Annotated in this window: 9 protein-coding genes; 2 read left to right on the top strand and 7 right to left on the bottom strand. The window is 37.2% G+C overall.

The annotated features are described in order from the left end of the window. Position 1 precedes the first annotated feature (1 nt). A complete protein-coding gene (locus B154_RS0101330) occupies positions 2–679 on the bottom strand; it encodes a haloacid dehalogenase type II (protein ID WP_018611225.1) in 678 nt (225 codons plus the stop codon). A 332-nt stretch (positions 680–1011) separates the two neighbouring features. Here B154_RS0101330 and B154_RS0101325 point away from each other — a divergent pair, with 332 nt between their 5' ends. Continuing rightward, on the top strand, positions 1012–1923 hold the full coding sequence (locus tag B154_RS0101325) for a molybdate ABC transporter substrate-binding protein (protein WP_026259886.1): 912 nt from the start codon (positions 1012–1014) through the stop codon (positions 1921–1923). Between the two features lie 239 nt (positions 1924–2162). Here B154_RS0101325 and B154_RS0101320 read toward each other — a convergent pair whose 3' ends face one another. Continuing rightward, positions 2163–3107: an NADP-dependent oxidoreductase gene (locus B154_RS0101320; RefSeq protein ID WP_018611221.1), complete on the bottom strand. Its 945-nt coding sequence runs from the start codon at positions 3105–3107 to the stop codon at positions 2163–2165. A gap of 471 nt (positions 3108–3578) precedes the next feature. Between B154_RS0101320 and B154_RS0101315 the strand changes: the two genes are divergently transcribed. Further along, the gene (locus tag B154_RS0101315) at positions 3579–3818 is read left to right on the top strand and encodes a hypothetical protein (protein WP_018611220.1); all 240 of its coding nucleotides are present in this window, start codon (positions 3579–3581) and stop codon (positions 3816–3818) included. Between the two features lie 323 nt (positions 3819–4141). Here the strand turns inward: B154_RS0101315 and B154_RS0101310 are convergent, their stop codons facing one another. The 5 genes from B154_RS0101310 to B154_RS30435 form a co-directional block, all read right to left on the bottom strand. Continuing rightward, entirely contained in the window at positions 4142–7411 is a 3270-nt protein-coding gene (locus B154_RS0101310) for a CBM96 family carbohydrate-binding protein (protein ID WP_018611218.1), read from the bottom strand. A 201-nt stretch (positions 7412–7612) separates the two neighbouring features. After that, positions 7613–9922 (bottom strand): malectin domain-containing carbohydrate-binding protein, encoded by a 2310-nt coding sequence (locus B154_RS0101305; RefSeq protein ID WP_018611216.1) that lies wholly within the window; start codon positions 9920–9922, stop codon positions 7613–7615. Positions 9923–10534: 612 nt separating this feature from the next. Then, complete coding sequence (locus B154_RS0101295; protein ID WP_018611212.1) at positions 10535–12295, bottom strand: metallophosphoesterase; 1761 nt, start codon at positions 12293–12295, stop codon at positions 10535–10537. Positions 12296–12512: 217 nt separating this feature from the next. Further along, positions 12513–14135 (bottom strand): tail fiber domain-containing protein, encoded by a 1623-nt coding sequence (locus B154_RS0101290; RefSeq protein WP_026259885.1) that lies wholly within the window; start codon positions 14133–14135, stop codon positions 12513–12515. A gap of 475 nt (positions 14136–14610) precedes the next feature. Then, entirely contained in the window at positions 14611–17133 is a 2523-nt protein-coding gene (locus B154_RS30435) for a CBM96 family carbohydrate-binding protein (RefSeq protein ID WP_425423099.1), read from the bottom strand. Positions 17134–18158: the final 1025 nt, after the last annotated feature.

Raw genomic sequence — 18158 nt, 5'->3', positions numbered from 1 at the left:
GTTATCTTATGGCTTCAATTTGACATGCAAGGTCAGTAATGGTAGTGCAGGTAAAGTTGGGTCGCGGAGCCAAGGGATAAAGCATTTGATTGCTTTGTTTAATATAAGCAGTCTGCATTCCGGCATTGGAAGCCCCGGCAATATCCCATCCATGCGCTGATACCAACAATACCTCGTTAAGACTTATTTTTAGTTTTTTGGCAGCCCATTCATATACTTCAATGCAGGGTTTGTATTTTTTTACATGCTCTGCACTTAACACCATTTCAAAGTAAGAAATTAAGCCCGTCCGTTCCATTCGTTCTCTTACGGTTTGTTCTGGCGAGTTAGTAAGGGCTGCAATTCGGAAGCCCTGCTGATGTAAATGCGATAGTCCTTCCTGAACACCTTCGTGTAAAGGAAGATGTTTTAAAAGTTCCAGTATATTATTCATATCGTCTTCATCAATAGTTCTGCGAAGGGCCTGACCCGCCATTTGCATAGTAGCTTTAGCGATGGAAGTAAAATCATTAAACTGTACAGTACAATTATCTACAAAACAGTATTCCATAAAAAGCTCGAACCACAACATATAACCTCTTTTACTATCAAGCAAATTGTTCACTCTTTTTTGTATCTCGGTTAAATCCAATAGGGTTCCATACACATCGAGCAGGATGAGCTTAGGCTGTTTTGTCATTTGAACAATTTTAGTACGAAAGTATGAAAGCAATGATGTTATTGCAAGTGATGCAAGAAGAATAGAACTTGGTAAAGTGTTGTATTATTCAATTTTTTAAATCTGCAGCCTCTTTAATAAATATTGTCTTAATTTGACACGTAGCAATCCTTTACCTTAATTGTAAATGCTAATGCCATTATGCTGCTTTTAATAAGAAGCAACATAACTGCGATCTCGTAAACCCATATTAACGACCGAAAAATATTACTAGTAACTGAGTGCAAACGCAAGAAAGGCAGGCTTTAAAAAATAATAACGGGTTAAAAAGATATTACTTTAAAAAAAATAAAATGAAAAATGTATTCTTCACATTGTTACTCTCGTTAGCTCTTCAGACATTTACAAATGCACAAGATCACCGCTTTGACCCGCCATGGAATGCACCCCCTGAAAGTGGTGTGCATTTTACTGTTCCCGGTGTAGACAATGTGCCTGATTTGTTTGGGGACATTAATGATCCTCAATTGGTAGTATTTTTTGGTGGAAACCAGTTTATGGTAATAGACGAATTAATAGCAGCGTTCAAAAGAGCTTATCCTGCCTACCAGAGAGTCTTTGTTGAGACCCTCCCTCCCGGCATACTTGCAAAACAAATTGAAGGCGTCACTATGACAATTGGAAACCTCAGGATTAACCTGAAACCTGATGTATATACGGCAGGAAAAAGCAGGATTGACCAAACGCCGGATTGGTTTAGCAGAACTGAGGTTTATGGTAAAAACAGGCTGGCAATTATGGTTCAAAAAGGCAATAATAAAAATATAAAGGGACTGTCAGATTTAAGGAGAAGTGATGTGAGGGTAAGTATGCCTAACCCCGCATGGGAAGGCATTGGAAAACGAATTGAAGAAGCATATGTAAAAGCTGGTGGTGAAGATCTGAAGAAGGCAGTTATGGAAACAAAGGTAAAAGAAAGCAGTACTTTTTTAACGCAAATACATCACCGACAGTCTCCAATGCGAATTTTGTATAATCAATCTGATGCTGCACCTGTGTGGTACACCGAGGCTTTTTATCAAAAAATGATTGGACACCCTGTTGAGATAATTGAAATACCTGCAAAAGAAAACGTAGAAGCTATTTCAGTTGCAGGTATGATGAAGTCATCACCTCATCCCAAAGCAGCTAAGGACTTTATGGATTTTTTGGTAAGTGAAGCCAGTAAAGCAGTTTATAAGAAATATGGATTTATAACAGAATAAATACAGGTAATAAAACCAGATATTGTAAAACTTCGATAAAACCTACCTCCATTATACTAATAAAGCTGCTAAATAAGTAAAACGTAATTGAACTCATCGTAGTGCTTTGCATGACTAAAAATATAAGATCGCTATCTAATTTCTTTAATCCCTATCTGCTTTACATCTTTTTTGTCAGTCGGCTTCCAATCATTTCTTGATGTAGGGGTAGGGTAGGGGCATAAGCCTTTGTCATTACATTATTGCACAATAACTATAACTTTACCTCTTGTCTTACCTGTCTCAATTTGCCTGTGTGCTTCCGCTATTTCTTCAAACGGGTATTCTTTAAATATATATGCTTTAATGGTACCTGCTTCCATCAGTTCCGCTATTTGCTCCATGTCGTCTCCGTTAGAATGAACAAGATGCCTCCATGCTTTAATTTTTTTACTTTTTGCTATTTCGGTCACTTCGTCTGTTATACCCCCTGCAATGGCAACCAGTCTTCCGCCTTCTTTTAAAACAGCTAAAGAACGAAGCGGATTGTCTCCACCTACTGTGTCAAATACAACATCAGCGTCTTTTACTATGTCTTCAAATTTTTCCTTAGTATAATCTACAAAATCGTCGGCCCCCAGTTCTTTTACAAAATCGTAGTTGGCTTCTGATGCTGTTCCAATCACATATGCACCCAGGTATTTTGCAATTTGTACTGCAAAATGTCCAACTCCGCCTGCTGCCGCATGTATTAAAATTTTTTCTCCTGCCTGCAATTTTGCTTCATCCAGCAGTACCTGCCATGCAGTTAGCGCTGCTAATGTTCCTGCAGCAGCTTCCTGTGTTGATATTAAATCCGGCTTTTCTGCTAAATGGTTTGCAGGTGCAGTAACATATTCTGCATATGCTTTGCCGTGGCCGGGAAAATTTATCATTCCAAATACTTCATCGCCTTCTTCCAACGAAGTCACATCTTCACCAGTCTGCACAACTTCTCCCGCAATGTCCCAACCTAAAATAATAGGTTCATCATTTTTTAATTCATTATAAAGAGAAAGGCCTTTTCGAGTTTTTATATCTACAGGATTCACACTTATCGCTTTTACCTTAACCAGCACTTCGTCTTTTTTAGGAACAGGAACTGGGATATCTTTTATAACCAGGTTTTCAGGTCCGCCTGCTTCTTTTAATATAATTGCTTTCATATTAGTTATTTAACTGTAGACACAACAACCCATGGTTATGTCAGTAAAATTCAAATTTAGTTCAACTATCTGCTATTTTAAAAAAGAAACCATAAATATTAGGCACATTGCTTATGCAATTCATAAATTAAATTTATTTCTGCAATAAATTCAATTAGTTATATAAACTTTCATTGCCCTTTAAAAAGGTTTTATATAATGTCATTATTAAAAGCTTTTAGGCTTTTTTAGTAATAAAGCTTATCTTACATTTATCTATCAATGGTCCGCGTATTACAAACTACATTAAGTACTTGTTACTTTTATAAAACAAGACATGGTTGTACTTTTTAATATGAAATTTATCATTCCACTTTCTCTATAATAAATGATTTTGATAGGATTTTTATATGGATGTTAATTAAAAGTTTGATTACTGAAGCGGGGTAATGGACGTTGGTACAAACATCACTAAAATAAACACTGTCGAATATGATAAAAGAGTATTTTATTAAAAAGGTAGGGTTATACGATGTCGAGTTTTTCAGGGATTATATAAACATTAAAGACACATGGTACGATGTAGCCGTTAAAGTTGAAGGGAAGGATATAAAATGCAGGATGCATAAAAATAAAGACCAGGCCTGGAGAATTGTCGGCAATCGTCTTCCGTATGTATTATTAAAGCTAGAGGAAGAATTTAGTGAAGCCATTGGTAAAAATGAACATTAAGCGTAGAAATAGATATGGTTTTTTGAATTTCAGCTAAGACATCTTTCTATGTAAGATTCTTTTTCTTCGGAAAAGCAGCTATATAATTATAACCATCCCCGTTAATAATTGAAGTAACTATTAATCCAAAATGAAATTAAAATTTGAAATAATAATAGTTGACAAGTTCTAACTATTTTATTTGCCATTTTTAGAAAAGTAGTAAAAACGAAAAGCATTAGAAAATCCGACGTTGGATGCGGATTTTCTAATGCTTTTTTTTTATACTAAGTTCTACTTTTTCTGATGGAGCATTGCTTAGTACTTTAAAATACTATTGACGACTAAGGAACTATTAATTTAATTGTTTCGACTGGTCTTGTTTCAGATACTATTTTTAAGTAATAAAATCCAGGTTTTAAAGATAATCTTGAGATATCTACCTGCATATTTGAACCTCCAGGCAGTATTTTAAATTTACCCATTTCATACGTTTTGCCTGTTGCATCTACAATTTGAAGATCAGAATTTCCAGAGTATGTGATCGGAAATTGAAGCATTAGCATTTTTTGAACCGGGTTTGGATAAGCTTTCACTTTTTTTACATTGCTATCAGAAATGGCAGATAAAGCTGGCCTTGCAGCTGTACCAGAGCGGAAGCTATACACCTCTACTGCCATAACCATTGGCCTGTTTACAGTTGCAGAAAAGTCAATATTTAATTTACCATCTGTAACTGTTACAGGTAGATTTTTAACAAGCGCTGCTGCTCCGCCTACTTCCTGTGTTACATCAAAATTTACTAATCGTAATTGATTTTCAACAGAAACATTCATGACTCTTGAGCCAGTACCACCTGTAAGTCCCGTACCAGGCGCTCCCCAGTATATTTCAGCAAAATGTAATCTAACCACGTAATCACCATTTGTAACAGGAAACTCATACCTGAATGGTTTCTTGTCTCCGTTTGATGATTGTTCCTTTAGATATAAAGCGTCTTCATCAGTACCGGAAATTTTTGATAATTTACTATTAGTAAATGGTTCAAGATTATCGAAAGAATACTGATTATCTGCACTCCATGTTTTGCCGTTAATAGTTATTGGAGTTGCAGAACCACTGTTAACCCGATAATTTGCTACTACTGTTGAGGTTGAAGCTTTTGCTATACCATAAAGTGGTACACGTAGCGGCGATTGTGAATTATTGTAATATACTAGTAGATCTGCTATTTTCAACCCTTCAGAAGTTGGGTTAAAATTTATGGTCATGGCAGTATTTTCCTGTGGGTCTAAAGAAGTTTTTACCGGCATTGAAGCAGTAAATTCTGATTTGTTTTCTCCTGCTATCGCAATTGATGCTATCGTAATTGCAGGATCTTTTGAGCCATCAGGATAAGTGTTTCCAAGGCTTGAAAGATTTAACTGAAGAGAATTTTGACTTTGCAAAATTTGTTCTCCAAAATCCACGGCCGAAGGGGCTGCATCTAAAGCAGAGAAAAAGGCAGAACCATTTAAAGGTTTAATGTTTTTGACAAGGTACATATTGTCATTATAGTCGTAATTGGTATACTGACTGCCTAAATAATCATTAGAAATAATATAAGTATTAGGCATAATGTTTCCTTTTGCATCAAAAGCCTTCCATACGCGAATACCAATTTTTCCACTCGGATTCTTTTTAGCATCTGTATAATCCCTTCCACCTACTTTAAATCCAAAAGGCGTTGTGGGATTGATAGACCCTTCAGCAGGAGTATTAGGCGTACCCTTGCGAGGCAAAACCGATTGGGCATCTTTGCCGATGTGAGAAAAAACAGAAATTAAAGAATCTGAACCTTTGGAATACCACATTATTCTTTCAGGCTGAGTACAACAACCATGATATGATGCCATTTGCCTGATTGTAATAGGCAACGATGGATCTGCAGTTACAAAATAAGAGGGAAGTATTTCGTCTCCTTTAAGTTTTGTACTATCACCTTTATCAGGATCTGTATGACTAAATCCAGTTTTGGTTTTAAATCCAAAAGCAGTAATTATTTCCTGTGCATAAGGCTCATTATTCGATTCTCCTTGCTTCTGCCATATTCCGCTAAAAAACACATTTTTTGAAGGAAACTTATCATCATTTGATGTAATGGTAAGAGTGTCTTGCAAAATTTTCACTCTTGTGCCTGCATCTGCTGCTACAAACTTCACCGTTAAATCTGCATAGTTTCCTGAAGTAATAGTAATCGGTAAAGAAGTTCCCGCTACATAATCAACTCCTTTTAGCTTAACAAATTGCCATGCATTATTTGATAAAGAGAGATCTTTTATAACAAGATTATTAATTCCTTTATTATGAATTCTAACAGTTAATGAATCATGATTTGCATTATAAGTTATGCCATCTCTGCTCCACGGAATTTGAACCCGGGAAAATACGAATAGGTCGTTTGAGGGAAATCTGTCAAGGTTCTCTACAAATAACATCACGTTACCCTGCGGTGCTTCAGGTTCATCTGCTCCAATAACTAACTGTGGAGCATTTATACCATTTTCTTTACTGTTGAAAACAAGATTTTTATTTTGATTAGAAGGATCTTTTACTAAAAAACTGACCACTTTATCCCCGGCAAATTGTGCTTTAACGTAATCTGTTACATCAAACTCGTAATATTGAGATTGATCAGTAACACTTGCAGAGCTTAATGCAGTCGTTGAAGCAGTAGGCGCGTTGCTAAATGTTATCGTACTTTCTGTCCAGGAGTCATTGTCTACACTGTACGCGGAAATATTAACACTTGCAGTGTTATCTGCATTTCTGCCAAATATTCTCAATTTTGCCGCGCCTACTTTACTTGCATTACCAAGTGAAAATTTTAAGTATGATGCACGGGTGTAGCCAGAGGAAGTAGAGCCCTTTATAATCAAAGAAGTATCGCTGCCATAGTTGGTTCCACCATAACTTCCGTTACGCACAAATGCGTCGGCCAGCGGAAGTAGAGCCAGATCAGGAGCCGGACCGGTAACTACCAGTTGAGGAGTATTGTTTAGATTTTCTTTACTGTTAAAGACTATATTTTTATTTTGTGTAGACGCGTCTTTTATTAAAAAGCTAACAATTTTATCTCCTGCAAATTGAGCCTTTACGTAGTTTGTTACATCAAATTCATAATATTTTCCCTGGTCAGTCACCCCCGCAGAACTTAAAGCCGCAGAGGTGGTGGCGGGAGCATTGTTATATGATATTGTGCTTTCGCTCCACGAATCGTTATCTATACTATAGGCTGAAATAGTAATACTGGATGTATTATCTGTATTGCGACCATAAATACGGATCTTAGCTGAACTTATGTTAGTAAGGGTATTAAGTGAAAATTTAAGGTAAGATGAACGACTATAGCCGCTAGATGTGGCACTTTTTACAATTAAGCTTGTATCACTTCCATAATTGGTTGACGCATAGCTGCCATTTCTTACAAAGGCATCGGCAACGGGGGAAAGCGTGTCAGAGGATTGTGCTGAAATTGTTGCCCGGGCACAAAACAGAAAAAATCCCAGAAAGCAAAATTTAAGAGGGATTAATTTCAGTCGAATGCTTGAAAAATAACTGTAGTTTTTATTCACTGTATTTGTTGTTTAATTACTAAGTGACGTTTTTAGCTAAAAAGGTTGCAGGTGAAACATTAAGTTTTAAAGCTTGTGAATAAAACTTGATGGTTTACCTAATAACCAGATTAAAAGTGCAATTATAGAAAAAAGCCGTTTAAAATTTATTTTTAATAATTTTAAACGGCTTTTATTAAATCCAAAGAATTGTTTTGAAAATTAAGGAATAACAAGCTTAATTACATCAGTATTTCCTGTTTCTGGAAGTATTCTTAAATAATAGATTCCCGGCTTCAACGATAAGTTGTTTACATCAACATTTATGGTTGTTCCTCCGGCCGGTATTTTTACTTTGCCTATTGGGTAGATATGCCCTAATTCATCTGCTATTTGCAGCGTAGGGTTTCTCCTTGCATATTTGGCAGGAAATTTAATTTTAAATGTTTTATGTATTGGATTTGGAAATACGGTTGGTATTGAACCGGTGTTTTGTAAACGGGAAGTGTCAACATTAGGTACTACCGGTGCCGATGACAGTATAGTTGAAGCACGGAAGCTATAGACTTCTACAGCCATAACCATAGGTCTGTTAACAGTGGCAGAAAAATCAATATTTAAGTGTCCATCAGTAACTGTGACAGGTAAATTTTTAATAAGAGCAGTTGCTCCTCCACCCACTTCCTGGGTTACGTCAAAATTTACCAGTCTTAGTTGATTTTCGAGAGCGATATTCATTATTCTTGAGCCTGCTCCTCCATTTATGCCCAACCCGGGCGCTCCCCAATAGATATCTGCAAAGTGTAATCGAACTACATAATCTCCATTTTCAATTGGAAATTCGTACCTGAAAGGTCTCTTATCTTTATTTGATGACTGTTCTATTAAATATAAAGAGTCCTCATCAGTTCCTGCAATTTCATGAACACGCGGGTTTGTATAAGGCTCTATATTATCAAACGCGTATTGATTATCTGCAGCCCATGTTTTACCGTTAATAGTCAGAGGAGATGATGAGCCGCTGTTGATACGATAATTAACCACAACCATAGTATCTAACGCCCTTCCAATACCATAGAGTGGCACACGAAGGGGTGATGTGGAATTATTATAATGTATCAATAAATCGGCGATCTTTAGCCCCTGAGTAACAGGTTTGAAATTTACAGTTAGGGTTGTGCTATCCTGAGGATTTAAAGTAGTTTTTGATGGCATAACTGCAGCAAACTCAGATTTGTTTTCTCCCGTTATTTCAATAGAAGAGATTTTTATTGCAGGATCTGCAGAACTATCAGGATAAATTTGTCCAAGGCTTGAAAGTTTTAATTTAAAAGAACTGTTTGTTTGTAAAATCTTCTCGCCAAAATCTATGTCTGAAGGGGTCGGCTTTAAAGCTGAGGAAAAAGCTGGGCCACTTTCAGGTCTTAAATTCGTTATAAAATAAGTATTGTCATTGTAGTCATAATTAGTAACCTCAGTGCCTAAATAGTCATTGGAAACAATGTATGAATTAGGAATGATGTTTCTATTGGCATCATACGCCTTCCAAATACGAAAGCCTATTTTTCCTTTAGGATTTTTACTGGCGTCAGTATTGTCTTTTGAACCGACCTTAAAACCAAAAGGAGTAGTGGGACTTATATTGCCGCTTGCAGGTGTGTTTGGTGTAGCTTTTCTTGGAAGCAGCGATTGGGCATCTCTGCCAATATGAGTAAAAATTGTTTTCAAGCTATCAGATCCCTTGACATACCACATGATTTTTTCAGTAAAGGTGCAACATGAGTGATAAGCCGCTATTTGCCTTACCATAACTGGCCTGGTGGTATCAGCCCGTACAAAAAAGGACGGTTTTATTTCATCGCCTTTTAGTTTGGTGCTGTCGCCAAAATCAGGATCTGTGTGTGTGAAGCCGGTTTTGGATGTAAAGCCAAAAGCATTAATAATTTCCTGCGCATGAGGCTCATTATTCGATTCCCCCCATCTTTGCCATAGACCATTTAAATAAACAAGTTTAGAAGGAAATTTGTCATCATTTGAAATTACGGTGAGGGTATCGCGTAAAATTTTTACCCTCGTACCTGCATCTACTGCTATAAACTTTACTGTCAGGTCTGCAAAACTTCCTGAAGTTATAGTAAGCGGCAATGAAGAGTCAGCAACATAGTTAGCGCCTTTCAATTTAACCAATTGCCAGGCAGTATCATTTGATAAAACGAGATTAGTAATAACAAGCTTATTAATACCATTATTATGAATTCTCACCGTTAATGAATCGTGATTTGCATTGTAGTTGGTACCGTTTACACTATCTCTGCTAAAAGGGTTTTGAACTCTTGAAAACACAAAACGCTCGTTTGATGGAAACTTATCAAGGTTTTCAATAAACAGTGAGGCGTTGCTTTTACCTGAAGTGTCAGGTGATTGCGCTGAAACTGCAGCATGTTGAGACAATAAAATAAATACTAAAAGGCCAAGTTTTACAATAAGTCGTGATAATTTTTGCCTGTAAGGCGAGAAGTAAATTTTATTCACTGTATCTGTTGTTTAATTATTAATAATTATATTTCTATCAGTTGAAATATTGAACCGGTCTTTTATAATTTTGGACTTACAGTAAACACTAAGGGATTTACATAAACGAACATTAGGATTAATAGACGTAAAACTATAAGCACAGGCTTTTACAGAATATCAGTTTTACTGGCAGGAATAAGCAAATATAACCAAAGTTTGCATTTTACGAAATCTGGATTTGCACTTTACAATACTTATAATTACTCATTTTTGCTATTTTCCACTTTTTTAAACTGCCAATGTCGGAGGCTTAAAACTGCTCAACATTTTATTAATACAATTTTAAACAATAAACAACCACTTTACCATGTAAATTAATTTAAAAATACTTTGCTGATTAAAAATTTTTATTGCTTTATAATCTTCCAACTTGTAACTTATTTCAATTTACATCTAATAATTTATTGTAAGAAAAAAATACAAGTAATTGGAATAAAAAATTATTATCAGGTAGTAAAAAAGATATTTATAAGTATTACCTCAGGTACTGCTACTGCTGGTCAACTCCGTGCTGGTAATAACTGGCATTTTATATTGACACTTCTCACTAGAAGCTTTAATGAAAAATTTTCATTCTAAATTGTTTTTAACGACTTTAAGCGTCTGCACATTTTTGCCTTGGCTCACATGTACTATATATACGCCTGATAAAAAATTTCTTCCAAAAGTATAATTCTGAGAAACAGTACCTATTCCGTGGTGCACTTTTCTTCCATGTATATCAGTTACAAGTATATTTACGTTAGAAGTTTCAGGGCTTTCGATTTTTAAAACAAACTCTGTTGAAGCCGGATTGGGAGTGGCTTTTAATTTGAAATTTTGATAAGGAACAGTAATATTAAATTTATCAGCTAAACAGTTAAGATTGTCTTTTACAGTATAAACAGTATTTGCCGAGGGGCTAATGGTGATGGAACGTGTTGTCTCGCCGGTTGACCATTTATAACTTCCAATCCATGATGCAGTTAAAGTTATACCAGATGCTGTCAAAGCGGTTGTATCGGTGACTTTATTTACCTGCTTCATCATAGTAAAGTTATCATGTACAACACCATCGCTGCCTATCCATTTTGCATCAAGCCGGTTGTTTTCTATTTCTATAACAAGAGCACCACCAACAGTAATGTTTGAATAGCTCATTGCTTTATGAGGATAGCCAGGTGAAGATTCGTCCAGTTTTCCTGATGATCCTACAACTGCGTATACAATTCCATTACGCGCTTCAGTGAGATTTTTTATATAAAGACATGAATTATTAGTTCCATCATACTTGCCGCTTGCACTATTTAATGCATCAGTCGACTCGTTAAATGTAGCTGACGAGCCGTAAAAGCCATTTAATAAATAGCTTCTTTCATAGCTATGGCTGTGCCCATTTAAAACGAGGTCTACTTTAAAACGTTCTAAAATTCTCACCAGGTTTTGCCTCATCTTTATAAGTTCAGGCTCCGCATCAGAATCGTGTGAACCTTTGGTAAATGGGGGATGATGAAAATATACAACAGTCCAAGGTTGTGTATTTGCTGCTAGATCCTGCTTCAACCATTTTACCTGTGCACCGAGAGTATCATACAACCTGGTGCTGCCGCTTTCCCATCCGTACGAGTCTAATGAGACAAAATGTATATTAGCATAATTGTAAGAATAATATGCTTCTGTATTTGATGCAACGCCACCTGCTTCTGCATTAGCAGGCAAAGAAAATACATTATAATAAGCAATATTATGATCAGCTTGCCGCGAAGCATTATCAGCATAATCGTGATTGCCGGGGGCAGGCCATAAAACGTGATTTTTACTAATTTTTTGCTGATACACACCAAAAAAGTTGGTATTGTAATTACTTTCGGTGCCCTTTTCATAAGCGTTATCCCCTAGCAGCATCCAAATATCTGTGAGGCTGTTTTTATTATAACTGATATAAGCATCTCTTACACTTTTTTGATTAGTTGAATTATTGCCCATATCACCCATTGCTAATATTCTCACCTTTTGATTACTGCCAACAGCAGGTGCAGTTTTAAAATAATTATCTGTATCACCCTGCAGGGTTTGACTGGTAGAGCCAATGGAATAATAATATTTAGTGTTAGTTGCAAGTCCTGAAAGTTGTACAATGTGTTCGCTGGTAAGTGAGTCGACAATTATAGATCGGTCCAGTTTGCCTGCTGTTGTGCCAAAACTGACCTTGCTGTCAGTTGCTGTATTAGTTTTCCAGCGTATAATAATGCTGTTTTCTGTAGCAACGTTAAGGTAAGGTCCGCGAGTAACGGATTGCGAATAGGAATGATAGGAAGATAAAATAAATAATAAGTAAAAAATATATTTCATAGCAAAAAAAGTAATTTTTGATTTTGCGCAAATAGTAAGCCACAAACATAATCTACTGTGCAATAATCAATTTTATGTTTGTACTGAATAGCTTTAAAAGATAAAACTAGTTGTGTTATAGACGAAGTGTTACAGCTGCGGAAAATTTGGTTAAAATTAAAACAGGATTTGAAAGTTCAAATCCTGTTTTAATTTTATAAGTAAGAATATTTATCTATTACCTGTTTATGACCATTTTTTTTGTATCGTAAGATTTGCCATTAATGTATAAAGTATAAAAATAAGTACCTGCGCTTAGAGACGAAGTATCTATATCAACCAGGCCGCTGTTGTTTAGTTGAATTTGTTTTATCTTTTGCCCTGCGGCATTAGAAAATACAAGCTCTGCTGTAGTTATTCCTGTGGGTATGTTGTAATTAATCCTGGTACTGCTACCGTTTAGAGGATTAGGCACGTTTTGACCCAAAGAAATTCCTGATAGTTTTACAGTTGCTTCAGGATTAGCGTTTTGCAACTTATTTACCAGTTGAGTTAAAGCCTCAATTTTAGCTTCCTGTTCCTGCATTGCTTTAATCATAATAGGAATAAGCTCTGTATAGTTCAGGGCTTTAAATTCTATAGTCTCTGAAGCCTGCGCCGGAGCAGAGGTTTTTGTTACCCCTGGTTCTTGTTTTACACTTGGTAAAGCCATCCGCGTATCAAACTTTGTTTGTTTTACGAGGCTGGGAAGTATCTGTTCCAAATCTTCTGTGATCAGTCCATAATGTTTTCCCAATGGAAGGTTCATAAGTTTGTAATTTCCATCTTGCCGGAAATTGTATGACTTTGGATGGAGTTGACTAATGATGTCCATTGCGCTTGTCAAATCAGTAATATCCTGCTTAAGTGCGCGGTCGGAAGGCAGATAAGAGCCAGTAGTAAATACATTACCGGAGAAATAACCAGCATAATATTTTGAAGAATACCCAAAAACTCCGGAACCATTAGTACCATAACCTCCCACGCCATAACCATAAGATCCATTATAACCATAGACGCCAGCAGGATAATATGGATCAGAACCATTTCCCCCCGAGCTGTAACCATAAACCCCGTAGCTTTGGCCGCTACCATATACTCCTAAAGAGCTACTGCTATAGCCGAAAAGCCCATACGAATCGCCTTCGCCATAAACTCCTAAATACTTCGATTTACCATAAACGCCATAAGTATTGCCTGTGCCATAAACACCATAAGTACCTCCCGTACCATACACACCGTAACTTCCGGAAGATGCAGTTCCTGAACCAAACACTCCATAAGTAGGCCCATAAGAATACGTACCCCCATAACTTCCATAACTCCAGGTACCCCATGAGCCTGAATAGTTGTAAGTTGCAGTTCCATAATTCTGAACATAAAGGCCGTTGGTAATTGTAGCGTTGCCAACAACATGCAATTTATAAGATGGCGTGCTTGTCCCTATTCCTACGTTTCCTGAAACATATAAGCCATTAGAAGGCGGAGTGGAGCTACTGCCGATTGAAAGACCTCCGTTTCCACCAACGTACAATTTAGTTGAACCGTTAATTGACGCTCTGAATGGACTTGCCCCACTCGCACTATTTACATGCAATTTTGAACCAGGGCTACTAGTGCCGAAGCCCCAATTACCCCCGTTGGTAATTCGGCCACGCTCTGTATTGTTTGTAATAAAAATAAGGGAATAGTTGCTTTTAGTACCTAATTTGCCATTTGCGCTAAGGGTATTACCTCCATTTACCCAATTCTGAGCTTTCAAATTGGTATGTGAAAGAAGCAGAAGATTTACAACTAAACAAAAAAGTATCATCTTTTTCATAATTATACTATTTAAAGATTTAATATATTGATTACTTATCTTCTGAAACCGCATGGAATAGCGGCTAGGGAGGAATGTCTGTAAGACGATTAAATGATGGTGACATAATTGTATTTTTAAGTGAAATAAAATTGCCGTCAACATCTAAAGCACATCTTATAAATCTCGAGAAGGCTTCATTTCCTTAAAAAACTTCTGTGCCGTAAAAATATGTAGAGCCTTTGTCTGTCAATTAGAAAAATTGTGCAGATAATAGCCTTGCTATATCGGGGATTATAAGCAGGTTAGTAAGAAATTTTGTAAAGAATGAGCCTTTAAAATTAAAATATATAAATCACAAATGCAAGTAGTTTTATTTAATTTTTGCACTAATAAAATGATTAGAGAAACAGCCGTGAAGCCTTGATATAAAATCCCCACAATTCTGTCGAAACAGTACTATGCTGGAATAGAAAAAGTTGGGGCAAATACGTCATTACTGTATGATTAATTTTATTAGTTCGGTTTTAGTATCAGAAGAAATTTTAAGGAAATAAACTCCCGCTGGTAGCGCTAAACGTGATATATCAACCGGTATTTGAGTTTCTCCTGGTCTTAGCTGCCGATTTCCTAATTCAAATGTCTTTCCAAGTGCGTCAACGATTTGTAGAGTAATGTTTCCATCATACCTTCTTCCAAATTGAATATTAAATTTCTTGCTTGTGGGGTTAGGATACACTTTCGTTTTTTCTAAGTAATTAGCAAGGGCAAGGGGAAGGTAAGGTGTTATTACCGAGGTGTCATCACATGAAGGATTTATTGTAGATAATCTAACAGGCATAGTGATCCTTACATTGTTGCCATTGATCGCCTGGCTTATAGTATCGGTCGTAACGACCAATTGTGGAGGAAAATGATTATTTTCTTTACTATTAAACGATAAATTTCTATTGTCATCAGCTATGTTTTTTATAGCCAGGCTTACCACTTTATCTTTAGTTAGTTTCGTCCTCACAAAATTTGTTACATCTAATTCATAATACTTCAATTCGTTATCTACTAGTACTGAACTCGCAGGACTTTCTTCAGAAGCCGGCGCATTATGCCACGCAATGCCTTTTTCTGTCCATTTATCGTCGTCAACAGGAAAAGCAGAAATATTTATCGGTGCAAAATTTTGAATATTTTTTCCGTAAAGTCGTAACACTGCCCTATCAACCTTGCTAATACTATCGACTGAAAATTTAAGATAAGTAAAAAATGAATTACCTGAACTTGCGGAGCCTTTAATGGTTAAAGTGGTATCACTACCAAAATTTATGCGGGAGTATACTCCATTTCTTACTGTAGCATCGGCAATAGGGGATAGGCTTGCTGTTACCGGAACCTTTATTATAGTTTTCGGCCGCAGTAGAGTAATTCTTCCGTCTCCTCCATATTCTGATACGTAAATATTTCCCGTTTTTGTATCCTCTGTAAGATCTAATGGGTCATTAAATCCTGAAAAACCCGGTATCTGATAACCTTCTGTAGCACTTACTATATCATTTTTTGTACCTCCCGGGGTGAGTGTAATAATATCATCGTGCTGGCTGTACCTTACGATAAGTAACTTTCCTTTAAGGGCCCCGTTGAAAATATTGCTCTTATATTCTATTGAACCGTCTGGTGACGCATTTTCGAGAAAGTCATAAGCATATCCGCGGTAATTTGGATCGGGTGCAGTACCTGAAGGGTAACCATTTACCTGGGCGGGGTCTATAAGATCGGTAGGATTTCCTCCATTCATCACATATTCTCCTCGTGTTGGGTTAGGATGGCCATAATAACCTCCTTTCACAACTCTAAAAAGAAAGTCTTTCTGCGTTTGCTGTACATTCGTCAGGGCTGGAATAACAGGCCCGTTGTAGGTAGTGCCGTCTGGCCTTAGAGTGCCACTTACCGATGCTGGTGTGTTACCTCCTGCAGCAGAACCATTTGCTGCAGCATAGAGACTTCCGTTACTATGCCAGACAAGGTCATAAGCATTTCGGATGCCGGAGGCATAAATGGTTAAAGGAGCATTGGCATTGTAAGGATTATAAGTTCCTCCACCATCTGTAGTTTTCACATCTAAAGGAAGAGGTCCTAGTTTTGATACGTCCAGCCTTAAAACTGCTGCATTGAGTAGATGTTCATTTCTGTTACCCCATGTCTGATCTGCTCTTCCCATTGCCGAGGTGCTGGCTTGTGTAAAATACAAAGCACGGTCCGGTCCAAAAGCAATGCTGTTGGTAAGGTGGTCTTTTTTAGACCTTGGCAGGTTGATCAATACATCCTGCACTGTTTCCAGGTTTGGTCCGCTAAGCCTGCTTAGTTTNCCATCCCAGTCAGGAGCGCCCAAAAAGAGAAAAGTACTATGTGTAACCCATGCAACCAGGTTGGTAGCAGTTGCCGAGGGGTCAAAAGCAAGGCCTATTGCCAGTCTCTGTGTNCGGGTACCATATTCATCCTGCAAAGAATATATTAATTGAGGAGTTCCTAGTGTGCCATCGGGGTTAATTGTAAATCTCTTTATAATTCCGTCGATAGTTAAGGCATACAACTTGCCGTCAGGGCCAACAGTAAGGCTTGAATGCTGACCAACGGCATTAGGAAGATCAATCTGGTCGAACTGAACATTTGCCGTGTTAATAGCGGAAGTTGAACCAGTGGTAAATGTACTGGAATAAGGGATGAATGAAGAATCTGAGAGATCTTTCACTTTTGGGCTAACAGTCAATCTATAAACAGTATTTAGTTTTAGAGGAGAAGCAGGTACCAATGTTATGGCGTCTCCTCCACCTGTTCCATTAACGTGTGACGGTACCTGCGCTCCGGTTGTTTCTTCCGTTAGGAAAACGCTGTGCCTGGTTATGGTAGCATTGTTTATTCCACTGTTGGGTAGTTTTAAAAGACTGGTTGATATAGAAGTATTTTCACTGACATTAACAGAACTGTTGGCTGGATTTACTGAGACCACCGATGGTCTTTTACCCATGTATGGCTTAATGATAATCCAGTTTATTTTGGTATTGGTGCCTCCTGCTGCATCCACAGTTAAATAACCATCAGATACAGACACAATAACTTTTGCTGACTTAAACCTTGCAGTGGTTGTTGGAACAAAGCACGAGATAGCCTTAATGCCCTCAACATTAATAGAATGTTTACTGTCCGTTCTCATACCATCACCTACAGAAACGGTTACTTCATAATTACCATTTGCTACCTGGGCTTGCCATATTCCTTCAACACGTGCTCCACTAAAGGTAGACAAGTCACTTGCCTGCATATGCATAAAAGTCGCCAGTAGAACATTGGATGGAGAACTTCTTTTCCGGCCGTTCTTTGTAAGATCAAGTAGTGTTTTATCAGACCTCTTTATCCATCCAAAAACGTAACCACTGCCCTGGCAAGCAGAAGTTCGTTGCCCGAAGGATTGCCCAAAATCACGAAGCCAGCCAACAGGAGTTTTTGTTGTGGGATCCTGGAAATTCACTTTAAAGTTTGCCAAAGTACCTGACGACCCTGCTACAACACTCATTTTAATATCGAGTACCGCATTATCATATCCCACTGCAGAAGCAGTTACTGTAGCATAATAGGTGCCTATCGAAAGGTTAGTGGCATCAAAATCAAAGGTAATTTCAGAGCCTGTTGTATAATTGATTCCGGTAAGAGTATTCCCATTTACAGAAAGCCACCCTGGAATACTGCCTGCGTTATCCTGAGCCTTTAGATGAGCGTTGACAGGAATATTATCTGAGGTTGAAATGTATTCAAGCAAACTTTGCGTTTTTCCCTGTTCTACTTCTGCACTTTGCGAAAATTGAGCGAAAGAGATAGATTTTGTAACTGACTGTGATAAAACCGGGGAATAAGTATTGCCCAAAATAAATAGTGCTGTACAGAATTTAATAACATTGTTGAGAGCAAAATTTCTTAAATTAAAATGTATAAATTTTTTCACCATTAATATTGTTGGTCACCATTCAATTAAAAATACATGAGCACTGGTATCAT

It is taken from the genome of Segetibacter koreensis DSM 18137, assembly GCF_000374045.1.
Lineage (GTDB): Bacteria > Bacteroidota > Bacteroidia > Chitinophagales > Chitinophagaceae > Segetibacter > Segetibacter koreensis.
Note: the sequence above shows the minus strand (reverse complement) of the source record. Positions and strands in the feature narration are given on the sequence as shown.